This is a genomic window from Geobacillus sp. FSL W8-0026, from assembly GCF_037966255.1.
Classification (GTDB): domain Bacteria; phylum Bacillota; class Bacilli; order Bacillales; family Anoxybacillaceae; genus Geobacillus; species Geobacillus icigianus.
Window position 1 is genome coordinate 746,779 of record NZ_CP150194.1, and the last position, 13,493, is coordinate 760,271.

At 51.0% G+C, this 13,493-nt stretch carries 16 protein-coding genes; 9 read left to right on the plus strand and 7 right to left on the minus strand.

Annotated elements, in window-relative coordinates; all coding sequences use genetic code 11:
- Nucleotides 1-202: 202 nt before the first annotated feature.
- Nucleotides 203-1,420, minus strand: a complete 1,218-nt coding sequence (locus tag NST29_RS03860) for a GTP-binding protein (protein WP_033844397.1) — start codon at nt 1,418-1,420, stop codon at nt 203-205.
- Nucleotides 1,421-1,658: 238 nt separating this feature from the next.
- The gene (gene yidD / locus NST29_RS03865; protein WP_153017145.1) at nt 1,659-1,898 is read right to left on the minus strand and encodes a membrane protein insertion efficiency factor YidD; all 240 of its coding nucleotides are present in this window, start codon (nt 1,896-1,898) and stop codon (nt 1,659-1,661) included.
- A gap of 175 nt (nt 1,899-2,073) precedes the next feature.
- Here yidD and NST29_RS03870 point away from each other — a divergent pair, with 175 nt between their 5' ends.
- The gene (locus NST29_RS03870) at nt 2,074-2,550 is read left to right on the plus strand and encodes an S-ribosylhomocysteine lyase (protein WP_033844392.1); all 477 of its coding nucleotides are present in this window, start codon (nt 2,074-2,076) and stop codon (nt 2,548-2,550) included.
- 21 nt (nt 2,551-2,571) lie between these two features.
- On the opposite strand, the gene ytzI is transcribed toward NST29_RS03870, so the two are convergent.
- The gene (gene ytzI / locus NST29_RS03875; RefSeq protein WP_339232736.1) at nt 2,572-2,814 is read right to left on the minus strand and encodes a YtzI protein; all 243 of its coding nucleotides are present in this window, start codon (nt 2,812-2,814) and stop codon (nt 2,572-2,574) included.
- Between the two features lie 64 nt (nt 2,815-2,878).
- Here ytzI and NST29_RS03880 point away from each other — a divergent pair, with 64 nt between their 5' ends.
- From NST29_RS03880 to NST29_RS03900, 5 genes are all read left to right on the plus strand, one after another.
- Nucleotides 2,879-3,319: a Dps family protein gene (locus NST29_RS03880; RefSeq protein ID WP_033018292.1), complete on the plus strand. Its 441-nt coding sequence runs from the start codon at nt 2,879-2,881 to the stop codon at nt 3,317-3,319.
- A gap of 571 nt (nt 3,320-3,890) precedes the next feature.
- On the plus strand, nt 3,891-4,286 hold the full coding sequence (locus tag NST29_RS03885; RefSeq protein ID WP_033018291.1) for a phage holin family protein: 396 nt from the start codon (nt 3,891-3,893) through the stop codon (nt 4,284-4,286).
- 302 nt (nt 4,287-4,588) lie between these two features.
- On the plus strand, nt 4,589-4,927 hold the full coding sequence (locus tag NST29_RS03890) for a hypothetical protein (RefSeq protein ID WP_033018288.1): 339 nt from the start codon (nt 4,589-4,591) through the stop codon (nt 4,925-4,927).
- A gap of 60 nt (nt 4,928-4,987) precedes the next feature.
- A complete protein-coding gene (gene ytkD / locus NST29_RS03895) occupies nt 4,988-5,455 on the plus strand; it encodes an RNA deprotection pyrophosphohydrolase (protein WP_033844389.1) in 468 nt (155 codons plus the stop codon).
- Nucleotides 5,452-5,598, plus strand: coding sequence for a hypothetical protein (locus NST29_RS03900; RefSeq protein WP_156102742.1), 147 nt, complete (start codon nt 5,452-5,454; stop codon nt 5,596-5,598). The genes ytkD and NST29_RS03900 overlap by 4 nt, the downstream gene beginning before the upstream one ends.
- A 237-nt stretch (nt 5,599-5,835) precedes the next feature.
- On the opposite strand, the gene NST29_RS03905 is transcribed toward NST29_RS03900, so the two are convergent.
- The 3 genes from NST29_RS03905 to NST29_RS03915 are packed head-to-tail and all read right to left on the minus strand — an operon-like array spanning nt 5,836 to nt 8,473.
- Nucleotides 5,836-6,645, minus strand: coding sequence for an ABC transporter permease (locus tag NST29_RS03905; RefSeq protein WP_033844387.1), 810 nt, complete (start codon nt 6,643-6,645; stop codon nt 5,836-5,838).
- Entirely contained in the window at nt 6,629-7,450 is an 822-nt protein-coding gene (locus NST29_RS03910) for an ABC transporter ATP-binding protein (RefSeq protein ID WP_033844386.1), read from the minus strand. The genes NST29_RS03905 and NST29_RS03910 overlap by 17 nt, the downstream gene beginning before the upstream one ends.
- A gap of 18 nt (nt 7,451-7,468) precedes the next feature.
- A complete protein-coding gene (locus NST29_RS03915) occupies nt 7,469-8,473 on the minus strand; it encodes an ABC transporter substrate-binding protein (RefSeq protein WP_339232738.1) in 1,005 nt (334 codons plus the stop codon).
- Nucleotides 8,474-8,797: 324 nt separating this feature from the next.
- On the opposite strand from NST29_RS03915, the gene NST29_RS03920 reads away from it, so the two are divergent.
- From NST29_RS03920 to NST29_RS03930, 3 genes are all read left to right on the plus strand, one after another.
- Nucleotides 8,798-9,586 carry a prolyl oligopeptidase family serine peptidase gene (locus NST29_RS03920; protein WP_033018140.1) on the plus strand — a complete coding sequence of 263 codons (789 nt, stop codon included), beginning with the start codon at nt 8,798-8,800 and terminating at the stop codon, nt 9,584-9,586.
- A gap of 201 nt (nt 9,587-9,787) precedes the next feature.
- Nucleotides 9,788-10,030 carry a DUF2584 domain-containing protein gene (locus tag NST29_RS03925; protein ID WP_033018138.1) on the plus strand — a complete coding sequence of 81 codons (243 nt, stop codon included), beginning with the start codon at nt 9,788-9,790 and terminating at the stop codon, nt 10,028-10,030.
- Nucleotides 10,031-10,295: 265 nt separating this feature from the next.
- Complete coding sequence (locus NST29_RS03930; RefSeq protein ID WP_033018137.1) at nt 10,296-11,210, plus strand: Rpn family recombination-promoting nuclease/putative transposase; 915 nt, start codon at nt 10,296-10,298, stop codon at nt 11,208-11,210.
- A gap of 272 nt (nt 11,211-11,482) precedes the next feature.
- Here NST29_RS03930 and NST29_RS03935 read toward each other — a convergent pair whose 3' ends face one another.
- A complete protein-coding gene (locus NST29_RS03935; RefSeq protein WP_033018136.1) occupies nt 11,483-12,730 on the minus strand; it encodes an MFS transporter in 1,248 nt (415 codons plus the stop codon).
- Nucleotides 12,731-13,493: the final 763 nt, after the last annotated feature.

Consider the following 13,493-nt stretch of genomic DNA (forward strand, 5'->3'; position numbering starts at 1 on the left):
GGCTGGTGAAAAACAGCTGAATCGCTTAACCAATCGGAGAATGAGCGGAAAGCAGGACCGATACAACAGCGATGACATTGTCAAGGACTATCCACGATTCAATGACCAGCCTGCTAGGTGATTTTTACGGGAGTTTGGCGACCCGGTTCTGTCTCATCGATTGCGGCAAAAACGCAAACGGTTTCCGCCAAGTTTTGCGTTATTACGAAATATCTAAAGCAGCAGGCGGCGCGAAGTCATCGGAAGGAACGAATGAAGGGAACGGATTCGGAAACAAAGTCCAATCTTCCTTCATCTCGTCATCGGTCAGCAAACATTGATCCAACGAGCGTGCGATGTCATCCGCATTCATGTCAATACCGATGAACACGAGTTCGGTCATGCGATCGCCGTAGGTCTCATCCCATTTTTCCCGCCATGTCCCCTCTTCTTGCAAGAACAGTTGTCTATCTTCCTCTGGATAGGAGGCGATCCATCGTCCTGCTGCTTGGATGGAGACGGATGTTCCCGCTTGGGATAGGAGAACGCATACGTCATTCCAAGGTGCAAGCCAAAGAAAGCCTTTCGCGCGAACGACCTCTGTTGGCCAGTTTTCAAACCAATTCATCAACCGTTCCGGATGAAACGGCCGCCTTCTTCGATACACAAAAGAAGAGATGCCGTATTGCTCGGTCTCGGGGGTGTGCTCTTCATTCAGCTCTTTGATCCAACCGGCTGATTGGCTCGCTTTTTCAAAATCAAATAAGTGAGTGTTTAAAATGGAATCAAGCGGCACTTGGCCGAAGGTTGCCGGGATGATGACGGCTTCTGGATTGAGCTTGTGAAGCACGGTTTGTAATTTTTGCGCTTCCTCTGGCGAGACAAGATCGATTTTATTGACAATGATGACATTGGCGAATTCGATTTGTTCAATGAGCAAATCCGCGATTTCCCGGCTGTCCGTTTCAGCGACGGCCTGTTGACGGTCAAGCAAGGTTTCGCCTGAGGAAAAGTCCGCCCAAAAACGATTGGCATCGACCACCGTCACCATCGTGTCTAAACGGCATTTTTTCGACAAGTCGATTCCCAGCTCTTCGTCTAAATAGGTAAAGGTTTGAGCGACGGGAATCGGTTCACTAATTCCGGAAGATTCAATGACAATATAGTCGATCCCCCCATTTTCAACGAGCTGGTCGACGGCTTTGATTAAATCCTCTCTCAAAGTGCAGCAAATACAGCCGTTTTGGATTTGCACCAGCTTTTCCTCGGTGCGGAAAAAGCCGTTTTGCCGAATCAGCTCGGCATCAATATTGATTTCGCTCATATCGTTGACAATGACGGCGATTTTTTTTCCTTCGCGATTGTGCAAGATATGATGAAGCAAGGTTGTTTTTCCAGCTCCTAAATAACCGCTTACTACCGTGACAGGAATTTTGTTCATCTGTCCAGCCTCCTCCTTGAAAATAGTAATCATTACGATTTAACAAGATTGATCATACAAAAAAATGAACCAAATGGCAAGAGGGAAGTGATTTTGTGGCTTCTCATCAAAAGAGGTGTTCGACTTGTAAAGACAAATATGATCGCCGTATTGAGCAAACGGCGGGGGGGGGCAAAGAAAACAGATTATGTTGATTTTGGGCGTGATCGGTCAAGGACAATTTATGGAAAAGAGACGACTATTTTGTTTTTTTCAGATGTTGAGAAGGTTCAGGAACGGGGTCAAAACCGCCCGGATGGAACGGATGGCACTTCAAAATGCGCTTTGTCGTCAGCCATCCTCCTCGGAGCGCGCCAAAGCGGCGGATCGCTTCGATCCCGTAGTTCGAGCAGGTCGGGTAAAAGCGGCATGTCGGCGGTTTGAGCGGGGAGAGAAACCGCTGGTAAAAGCGGATGAGCGCGATCATGAGTTGGGCCAACCGAACACCATTCCTTTCCGTGTTTCACTGTCTTTAGCATAGAACAAATGGGTTCGATATTCAAGAAAAGACGCGCGCAGGGAAAGCCGGGAGCGGAAGCAGGCAAAAAAGGTGCGGGACGGGCGCCGTTTTGGTTATGATAAAAACGAAACTAAATGGTCAGGAGTGATGGAACATGCCTTCACCAGTGGAAAGCTTTGAGCTCGATCATTGCGCGGTCAAAGCGCCGTACGTGCGGCACTGCGGCGTTCACAAAGTCGGCAGCGACGGCGTTGTGAATAAGTTTGACATTCGTTTTTGCCAACCGAACAAAGAGGCGATGGATCCGGCGGCGATTCATACGCTCGAACATTTATTGGCGTATACGCTGCGCAAACATGCGGCGAAATACGATCATTTCGATATTATCGACATCTCGCCGATGGGCTGCCAGACCGGGTTTTACCTTGTCGTCAGCGGATCGCCGACTGTGGACGACGTCATCGATTTGTTGGAAGAAGCGATGAAGGACGCGCTCGAGGCGGCAGAAGTGCCGGCGGCGACCGAGCGGCAATGCGGCCAGGCGAAGCTGCATGACCTCGAGGCGGCCAAACAGTTGATGCGCTTTTGGCTGTCGCAGGAAAAAGAAGAGCTAAAAAAGGTGTTTGGCTGATGAACAAGCCGGCCCGCGCCGCTACTGCGGCTGCTTTGGGCCGGTTTGTTGTTGGTCGATTGGTTTCTCGGGCAGCGGGGCGATGGGATGTTTATACCTATACGCTGTTGAAGTGGTGACGGTTGCCAAGAACAGAATGACTGCCATGATGAGCAAACCAATCGCGAGCGGCCAGTACATAACAGCGCCTGCCTTTTTCTTTCCATTATACCATGCACCGGCGCCCGCATTCATATTTCCGCTAGAATCGGGCAACCTATTCATCGGCAAGATTCGGGTGTTTCAACAGCGGGTAGGCTGGGTAAAGAAACCATAGGGAGGAATGAGTATGGAAAAATCGTTAACAAACATTGTCAACAAGCAAATCGCAAACTGGACTGTGCTGTATGTGAAGCTACACAACTACCATTGGTACGTCACCGGGCCGCAGTTTTTCACTTTGCATGAGAAGTTTGAACAGCTGTACAATGAAGCGGCCGTTCATATTGACGCGCTGGCTGAGCGACTGTTGGCGCTCGGCGGCAAGCCGGTGGCGACGATGAAAGGCGCGTTGGAGCAGGCATCGGTCAAGGAAGCATCCGGGACGGAAACGGCCGAGCAAATGGTCGCCGCCATTGTCGGCGATTTTGAAACGATGATTGGAGAATTGAAAGAAGGGATGCAAGTCGCAGACGAAGTCGGCGATGAAACAACGGGAGACATGCTGCTTGGGATTCACCGCAGCTTGGAAAAGCATGTTTGGATGCTGAAATCGTTTTTGGGACGATAAACGGCAGAGGTTGACCAAAACGGTCGGTGATTTTCAAGGTGGATGGTAAAAAACAGCAGATTCGTTCGATGGGTGAAAAATCACAACGAACGAAATGATGACGTTGCAACGTTTTTTAATTTGAGAAACACTGTTGGAGAGCAGAATTTCCCCTTAAATCACCGACCTCCAAGATGGCGCGACAGATCGTGCGCCAAACACGGTCATTACGTATATAAGTAGCGACGACAGAGGGGCTGATTCAAAAGGCGATCTCCCCCTCAAGAAAGACAGAGCATATCGTCTGGAAAGGAAGCCGTTTAGTATCTATCCTGAAAATACCCGAATTCGAAAATACGTAAAGTTCCAGCATTCAACATAAGGACATTTTTATCCTTCCGATAGAGACGAAAATGTTTCGTCATGGAAGTCTATATAATAATAATATAGCGATGATGGAGGGTGTCCCGATCTTTTTGGACACCCTCTGTCATTTTGTCGAATAAAGGAATGGATAAGAAAAACGCCGCGGCCGCCCCGCTTCCGCCTGCATAAGATAGTGAAGCGCACCTTGAGGAAGAGGGGGAGGCATGTGAATAAATCGGCGCCTATGATGGGAATCTCTCTATTCGGTTCGCTTCTGTCGATATTCGTCGGCAGCGTGGATTCATTTGTCGTCGTTTTGGTAGCGCTTGTTGTTGTTGACTATATGACCGGCATGATTGCTAGCGCGCTGGAAGGGAAGTTGTCTAGCCAAGTCGGGTTTCGCGGCATCATCCGCAAGCTGTTGATTTTTGTTTTGGTGGCCGCTGCACATCTCGTCGATTTGGCCATCGGCTGGAATATGCACATCATACGCGATGCCATTGTCTTTTTCTATATCGCCAACGAATTTATCTCGATTGTCGAAAACGCCGGTCGGGCCGGCGTTCCGATTCCAGCCGTGCTGCGTAAAGCGATCGAGCTATTGAAAGACGAGATCAAATGAACCGCGTATTGCTCGCCTTGGTTGGAGGGGAATGACCCGTTTTGGCAGGGCGATGCCGGGAGCGAAAGGAGAATGAGCGCGCTTTTCTGCCGTATCGACGTTGAAAACGCGGCCGCCGGCGCGGTGTTTCCCGCGCTGGCGAACCGCCCCGGTTGCAGGCTGCGAGACAGCTTTCGGCCGCATTGTTTTCCCGATCAGTACGGCCAAACCCAATGCAACAGAAACAGTTTCGCGATTGAACGGTGCATATTTTTTCTTGATCCCCCCACACTAAACAAAAAGAGCAGAAGGAGTGAACGAGTATGGCAGACGAACGGAAGAAGACGTACTACGTTTCCATGGCCACGGGGGAAATTTCGCAGCTGAAGACGGCGTCGTCATGGGATTTTGAAATTCAAGCGACCGATCGGGAAATCGCTGAGCTGCGCGAGTATTTCGACCAAAACTATTCGACGGATTGGCAGGCGTTTTGGCGCGCCCATGTTCCGTACGTCCAATACCATTATGATCGGGAAAACGACGCCTATGATCGGACGCTGACAAAGATTTACGAGCAGATCTATCGGCTCGGCAATGAGGAGGCGAAGGCGCACATCCGCTCGCTTGGCATTCTTCCCGCTGAAAACGAAACGAACGAGTAAAAAAGCCGCAGACGGGGCGGCTTTTTTCGGTATAATGGGGAGGGGAAAGGGGCGAGTCCGATGCATGAATTTCGCGATTATTACGGGTATCGCGTCCGGCTGGCCTTTGCGGACCATCCGTTTTCCTCGACCCCCGGGCATGTGTGGGTCATTTGCCGCTACCAAGGCCAGTGGTTGCTGACGGATCATCCGAGCCGGGGCCTTGAGTTTCCCGGAGGCAAAGTGGAACGCGGGGAAACCGCCGCGGCCGCCGCGGTCCGCGAGGTGAAGGAAGAAACGGGCGGAGTCGTCGGTCGGCTCGAATACATCGGTCAATACGAGGTCGAGCCAGATATCGTGAAAAACATTTATTTCGCTGAGATCGCCAGCCTTGCGGAGCGGAGGTCCTATGCGGAGACGAACGGCCCGGTGTTGCTTGAGGCGCTGCCGGATCCGATCCGCGCCGATCAGCGGTTTAGCTATCTTATGAAGGATGACGTGCTTCCGTTGGCGCTTGCGGAAATTAAACGGCGCGGGTGGATTGGTTGAGGGCAGCCGATCCGTCGCCGGCGAACGGGATGTTGCCGTCCCGCGTTTCAAGCGCCAGCGAAACCGGTTCTGTTGCCGCACGCTGGCGGATCGAGTCGAGCGACACCGCCAATGCCGAGCGAACGCTCGCTTTGCGGCGTTAGGATCTCTGAAAGGTACTGGGAATCACAAAAACAACGACACGCCGAGGCGGCGTTAGGAGCTCTGTGATGGAAGAAGGGCGCTTCTCCGTCTCGTTTCTCAAACAGAGAAACCATGTAGCATCGGTAACTGTTTTTCACACATTCCCCTATTGATCAATGGAAAACAGCGGTTTTTTCACCAGCTTGTTAGGCGCGCCGCCGATGAAAGAGGCGCCAAGCCTTGGCGTGCGCCTCCCGCTAGCGGCGGCTGCTCCATCTTTTCTCGATGACGGCCACCAGCTGGTACATCACCGTCGACAGCAAGGCGACAATGAGCAGGCTCATGAGGACGAGAGTGAAATTGAACACTTGGAACCCGTAAATGATCAAATACCCGAGCCCTTGTTTCGAGACGAGAAATTCGCCGGTGATGACGCCGACCCAAGCGAGGCCGACGTTCACTTTCAGCGTGGAAATGATGGCAGGAAACGATGCCGGCAGCACCGCTTCTTTGAAACATTGGTAGCGGGTGGCGCCGAACGTCCGCAACACTTTCATATAGTTCGGGTCGACTTCTTGAAACGAAGCATAAACGACAATCGTTGTAATGATGATCGAGATGACGACCCCCATGGCGATAATCGAGGTAAACCCCGGCCCGAGGGCGACGATCAACATCGGTCCGAGCGCGACTTTCGGCATGGCGTTAAAGACGACTAAATACGGGTCGAGCGTTTTGGCGAGGCGCGGAAACCACCAAAGCAACGCGCCGATCAGCGCGCCGCCGGCCGTGCCGATGACAAACCCGAGCATCGTTTCAAACAAAGTCGCCCACGTATGCGCGAGAAGAGAATGATCGCCGATTTTTTCCAAGAACAGCTTGAAAATGGCGGACGGAGAGCTGAACAAGAGCGGATCGACCCAATGGAAGCGGCTCACCGCTTCCCAGACGGCGAAAAAGGCGACAAGGAGCGCGGTTTGCCCAAGACGGATCACGCGCCGCTCTTTGCGGAGCGCGGCCAGATAGGCGTCATGCAGCGCTTTGATGCGATTATCGACTGGATTCAAGCGACTCCATCTCCTTCCAAATGGATTGGAACAGCGGAGAAAACGCTGGATGCTGGCGAGCGGAAAGCGGCGGGCAGCGACGCAATTCATTGGGGATGAGAAACGTCCGCACGAGGCGCCCTGGCCGCGGCGAAAACAAGAAAATGCGGTCGCTCATGGCGATGGCTTCCTCGATGTCGTGCGTGACGAGCACCGCCGTTTTTTCATATTGTTTCAACGTTTTCCAAACAAGCTCTTCCAATTTCAGCTTCGTCTGTTGGTCAAGGGCGGAAAACGGCTCATCGAGCAGCAACAGCTTCGGGTCGGTCGCCAACGTGCGCACAAGCGCCGCGCGCTGGCGCATGCCGCCGGACAGCTGGCTCGGATCATACGATTCGACACCGCCAAGGCCGATCTCAGCAAGCAGGGCGAGCGCGCGCTCTTTCGTTTCCGGCGTCAACGTCCCCGTGATGTGGAGGCCGAGCAAGATGTTTTCTTCGATCGTTTTCCATGGAAACAAGTAGTCTTGCTGAAGCATGTAGCCGACCGCGCGGCGGATCGGTGAATCCGTTCCGCCCGCCCGGCGCGCCATAGCAGCGTTCGTTTCCCGCGGCCAAAGCGGCTCGCCGTCGATGCAGACCGATCCTTCCGTCGGCTCAATGAGTCCGGCGATGATCGACAGCAACGTCGTTTTGCCGCAGCCGCTTGGGCCGAGAAAGGAGACAAATTCTCCTTTCTCGACGGACAGCGACACTTGATCGAGCGCGGTGACGGCGGTCGTTTTCGTAAAATACGTGTGCGAGAGGCGGTCGATGGCAAGAAACATCCGATTCACCCGCTTTCGTTACTTATTCATCGCTTTTTTGGCAAACGATGAATCCACCAGCGTTTCGAGATCGATGCGTTTTGGCAGCTCGCCGGCTTCATCCATGATCGTTTGCAAGTGGTTCCATTCGTCTTCATCCAAAATCGGATCGGTCGCGTAGGTGCCTTGGCTTTTGTAGCGATCAACCACTTTTTCGATGAGGGCCAAATCGGTGTCTTTGAAATACGGCTGAATGGCTTTCGCGATGTCCGAGGTGCTGTGCGATGCCACCCATTGCTGGGCTTTGTAGATGGCGCGCGTAAATTTTTCAATGACGTCTTTGTTCGCTTTTATATAGCTTTGCTTTGCCATGTACGATGTGTACGGGACGCGCCCGGACTCGGTGCCAAAGGAAGCGACGATGTAGCCTTTTCCTTCTTGCTCAAAAATGCTCGCGGTCGGTTCAAACAGCTGGACGAAATCGCCGGTCCCGCTCGCAAACGCGTTGGCGATGTTGGCAAAATCGACGTTTTGAATGAGCTTCAAGTCTTGATGCGGGTCGATGCCGTGTTGTTTCAACACAAATTCGCCGACCATCTGCGGCATGCCGCCTTTCCGCTGACCGAGGAACGTGCTTCCTTTCAACATCTCCCACGTAAAGTGGTCGATTTTTTGGCGGGAAACGAGAAACGTGCCGTCAGTTTGTGTGAGTTGCGCAAAATTGATGACCGGGTCATCCGTCCCTTGCGCATAGACGTAAATAGATGTTTCCGAGCCGACCAAGGCGATATCCGCGCCGCCGGACAGCAGCGTCGTCATCGTTTTGTCGCCGCCCCATGTCGTCGTCAGCTCGACATCGAGCCCTTCTTCTTTAAAGAAGCCTTTCGCTAAGGCGACGTACTGCGGCGCGTAAAAAATCGAGTGCGTCACTTCGGCGAGCCGGACGTTTTTCAGCGGCTTTTCTCCTTGGCCGTTGCCGTTGCCGCAGGCAGCGAGCGGCAGAAGGAGAAGAAGCGAACACAACCATACCATCCATTTGTTCATGTAGCCTACCCCCTTTTCGTCTACGTGTAGTGAACATTGGTTTCACCTTATCGTATGCGCGGGCGAAAAATGTGTGAATGCCTAGGAGGCTGATGAAAAACAACTGTTTCCCTTGCTCGATGAGGGAACGTGTGAAAAGCAGGACTGTTGCCGCGGGGTTTTTTGTATTTGCGAAACGAGGCGGGTAAGCGCCCTACTCCCTTAAATCATCGCCTTCCTAGAAAAAAATGGGCGTTCGGCCGAGAACGGGCGGCGGCCGGGACGCGTTGTGCGCACCCGTCGGCTTTCGGACGAGGGGAATTTGCGTGGAAAGGAGAGAGAGCGATGGACGGGGATATCATCGACCACTATCGGTTTCCGTCGCCGCATCCGGGCATCGAGGTGTTCTTTGTCACCTATATGTCCCAAGGGCTGAAGGTGAAAGGATTTTTGGCTGTGCCAAACCAAAACAAGGTGTATGACGGGTTTTTGTATTTGCGTGGCGGGATCAAAAACGTCGGGCAAGTGCGGGTGCCGCGCCTCATTCAATTCGCATCGCACGGCTTTGTCGTCTTCGCCCCGCTCTATCGCGGCAACGGTGGCGGGGAAGGGAACGAAGATTTTGTCGGTGATGACCGCTGTGACGCCATCGCGGGAGTTGAGCTTCTTCGCCGCCACCCGCTCGTCCATCCGGGGCGCGTGCACGTGTTTGGCTTCTCGCGCGGCGGAGCGATGGCGCTTCATGCCGCCATGCTCGCTGAACGGGTTTGTTCCGTCGCGGTTTGGGGCGGTGTGACGGATGTGGCGCTGACGTACTGGGAACGTCCGGATTTGCGGCGGATGATGAAGCGTGTCATCGGCGGCACGCCGAACAAATGCCCGGAGCGCTATCGGCATCGAACCCCGCTTTATCATCTCGAGCGGCTCCGCGCGCCGGTGCTCATCATCCACGGCGGGCGCGATGACAACGTCTCGATCGAACACGCCTGGCGGCTGGAACGGCGACTGAAGGAGCTCGGCAAGCGAGTGACCGCATGGTATTTTTCCAAGTTCACTCACTATTTTCCACCGCACGCCAACCGCGAGACGGTGAAAAGGCTTACGGATTGGATGAAACAACAGCCGACCGTGTGATACGATAGAAGAGGAAACGGCTTTCGCCGAGTTTGGTCTTTGACCGCCGGGAGCTTGCGGCCATGACCGGCGGAGACGGAGCGGCCGATCGTTCGCTGGGCAAGAATCGGAACCGAGCCGTTGCCGGGAATCGGCTTGATGTTGCGAAGGGTTCTAGCAGACCGCGATTGGAATCGATCAAAAGCAAGGAGGTCGGACAGGATGGGCATGCCGATGGAGCTGCAGACGCTCATTGTGACCAAAGGAAACGAACAGCGCGTCCAAGGCAATTTGTTCGTGCTGAAAAAAGACGGCTACCGCTTATATCCCCTCGACGTGCCGCTTGAAGTGCGCCGGACACTGCAAAGCGAAGCGAGCGGCATCGCCGTCGTGAAAAAGCTGGAATGGGAAGACAACCGGACGACGGTGACGTACGAACTCGTCAGCTTGTATTCAACGAATTGAACACGAAGCGACGGACAACAGGAGACGGTTTGATCAGTGCGGATTCATTTGGCAGGGGTGCAAACGGAAAAGCCGTTTGCGCCCTTAGTTTCGGTTCTTGCCGTCTTTAGCCTGTGTCGTCAGGGCGACTGACAAGGCTGGTGAAAAACCGCTGATTCCCTTCATCAATGGGGGAACGCGTGAAAAGCAGGACCGATTAAAGAAGGAATTCGGCCACAAAGAGCGAATAAAATACAGCGAATTCAATGTCGCAAGGAGGGAAAACGTGACCAAACCGCGAATCGATCACGACCGGTTGTTCAAGGAGTTGCTGTCGACGTTCTTCGAAGAATTTTTGCTTCTCTTTTTTCCCGATGTGTACGAGCACATTGACGTTCGCCACCTCTCTTTCCTCTCAGAAGAACTGTTTACCGACGTCACGGCGGGGGAGAAGCATCGCGTCGACTTATTGGTCGAAACGAAGATGAAGGGGGAGGAAGGGCTCATCATCGTCCATGTCGAACACCAAAGCTATGTCCAACAGACGTTCCCTGAGCGAATGTTCCTCTACTTTAGCCGCCTGTTTCAAAAATACCGCCGCCGCATTGTTCCAATTGCCATCTTCAGCTATGACGAATCCCGCGATGAACCTTCTTCGTGGCGCATCCAGTTTCCGTTCTTGACCGTTCTCGATTTTCGTTACTTGACGGTGGAATTGCGCAAACTGCCGTGGCGCGCGTACATCCGCCATGACAACCCTGTCGCCGCCGCCTTGATAAGCAAAATGGGGTATAATAAAGAAGAGAAAGTCGAAGTGAAAAAAGAGTTTTTGCGCATGCTCGTCCGCCTTGAGCTCGATGAGGCAAAACAGCGGTTGTTGTTCGGCTTTTTTGAAACATATTTGCGGTTGTCTGCAGAAGAGGAAGCGAAACTGCGAAACGAGGTGAGCCAAATGGAGACAAAGGAGGCGAAGCAAGTCATGGAACTCATCATTTCGTATGAACAGCGGGGAATGGAAAAGGGAATCGAGAAGGGAATCGAACAAGGGATCAAACAAGGCATGAAACAAGGGCGCCAACAAGGGATCGAGGAAGGGAAGCTTGAGGTGGTGAAGCGCATGCTTGCTAAAGGATATGATGTCGACACGATCCACGAGTTGACCGGGCTGCCGGCGGAAAAGATTGAACAGCTGAAGAAGTAAACCCGCCTTCGCATTGTCGTCGACCTCCAATCGTGCAAAAATCCCGGGGGATCGACGACAATCATTTTATGCGTTCGAACCTTACGGCCATCGAGGGTAAAGTCTATTGACAGAATTTGTCGGCGACGTTCATCGTCCCGATTGGCGTTTTGATTCTAATGTTGAAAAGGCAGGGGCGCAAACAATCCTTCGGTTTGCACTCTGCCATATGATGAAGCAAGACTGATTCCTTTGCTTTGTTCTGAAATAAAGTGATCATTTACAGAGGGAGCTCACAAAATAGTTCCCGTGATTTCTCCTTTTTGGTTCTCCTTATAACTCCAGATTTTCCGCTGACGATAACTGATCCAGCCGCTGATCAAAAAGCAGCAAACAGACAAATAAAATGAAAAACGAATCCCGTAAACATCGGCGATAAAGCTCATTAACAATGTGGAAATTCCGAATGTTACGGAACTAATGACTCCCTGCACGGCAAAAACATGAGGCAGAGCGTCCATCCGGGCATTTTTTTGAAGAATCGTCTGAAGACAGATCAGCTTCCATTGTTCGATGATCCCGTACAGGGCGGAATACAGAAGCGCCAGCGCACCGTGCGTCGTTGTGCCAAATAACAGTGTGACAATAGCGATACAAAACGGGCCAAACAATACAAAAAATTGCTGGTTTTTTTCAACCGATTGACTAAACTTAACGCTTAACAATCCCCCTATCACCATGCCGCCAAAGAAAACAGAGTTAATATATCCCCACCATTCCTCTCCTACATGTAATTGTTCTTTCACATACATATAAAGGATGGCCGAAATCCAGACGCCATTTCCGATTCCTTCAAAAAATGACATGAAGCTAATCGATTTTGCGTGCACATTTCTCCACGTGTATTCCCATCCTAGACGGATCGAAAGGAGAAAGTTCTTTAGGCCTTTGTCTTGGACCGTATTCTTCTTTGTATGTTCTTGTATAGGCAACAGAAACATGAGAATGCTTGAAACGATATAGAACAATAAGGTGATATGGATTAAAAGGAACGGCGATCCCGCACTGACAATCAAACTCCCGATCGGCCATGCGCTAAGTTTGATGAATTGGTCTAACGTGTTTAAAAAACTGTTGGCTTTCAAGATTTCCTCCTTGGAAACTATAAAAGGAACGAGGGAGTTTTTAATCGGATTATTGATCCCGTCTAAAAAAGCGATCAATGATACAAAAACGTAAACGATCGCAATGTGATGTTCCGCACCCCATTGCAAAAACAGCGAGAGAAAAAGCAGCAGAAATGTTTTACACAGTTGTCCGTAGGACAATAACGTTTTTAGTTTATATTTTTCGAAAAATATCGGTGCGACGATTCCACTAATAAATAACGACAATGTAACGAAAAAAGGGACTAAGGCGGCAGCCATGGCTTTCGATGTCAAATGATATAGGCAAGAGACAACGGAAACAATGTAGAACACATCTCCGAAATTCGCGAAAGATTGTCCGATCCAAAGGAAATGAAATGGTTTCTTTTTCATGACCTCAATCCTCTCTTTGATCATCGAAACGATTGGTAATGGAATCGTAAACACGAACCAAAAGCCAGCTCTTCAGTTTTTGATAAAACGAGCTTTTTGTCGCGCCCCTAAGCGAGGAGGCGAAAGAAAGCGGATGGATTTTCAACAATTTCCTAAAGGCGAATGGATATACTGAAGCAATGGAAGCCTCCCCCTTATTCTGTTTAGAGTCCATTTTTATTTCTATGGTGCTGGTTGAGCATCAGCGCTCAATTAGCACCACAGGTATAGAATAATTTTATTTTTTTGATTGTTGTAATTATACATTTTTTTGTTAAAATGGCAATGAATACAAATAGAAGGAGGTGTTATTCCATGAATAAAAAGCATGTCGAAAATATTAAACGTTATGTTGAACATTATTTAAAAAGTAATGCACAAATGTCTCTTGTAGTACAACCACTTAGAATGCAAATTCATTTGACAAAGTAGTTTGTTCAATTTATGAAAAAAATGGGGCTAGTTGATCGCTAAAACTCAACTAGCTCCAGGAACATCGCGAAAAGTCCAACCTCGACGGTTACGACCCATGGGAAGGGGAGCGCTCCTTCACCCGTGGGGACATCACCCAAGAGCCTAAAATGACCTCAAAACTGTCGAACTCGGGTGAAAGATGTACTTGACTTTTAGGAACAAACATGATATTGACCCTCCCGGTTGAACAAAATAACAAAAAATGGAAATTGATCTTTTTGACGTTATGAAAAACGTTTTTTGTCAAGTG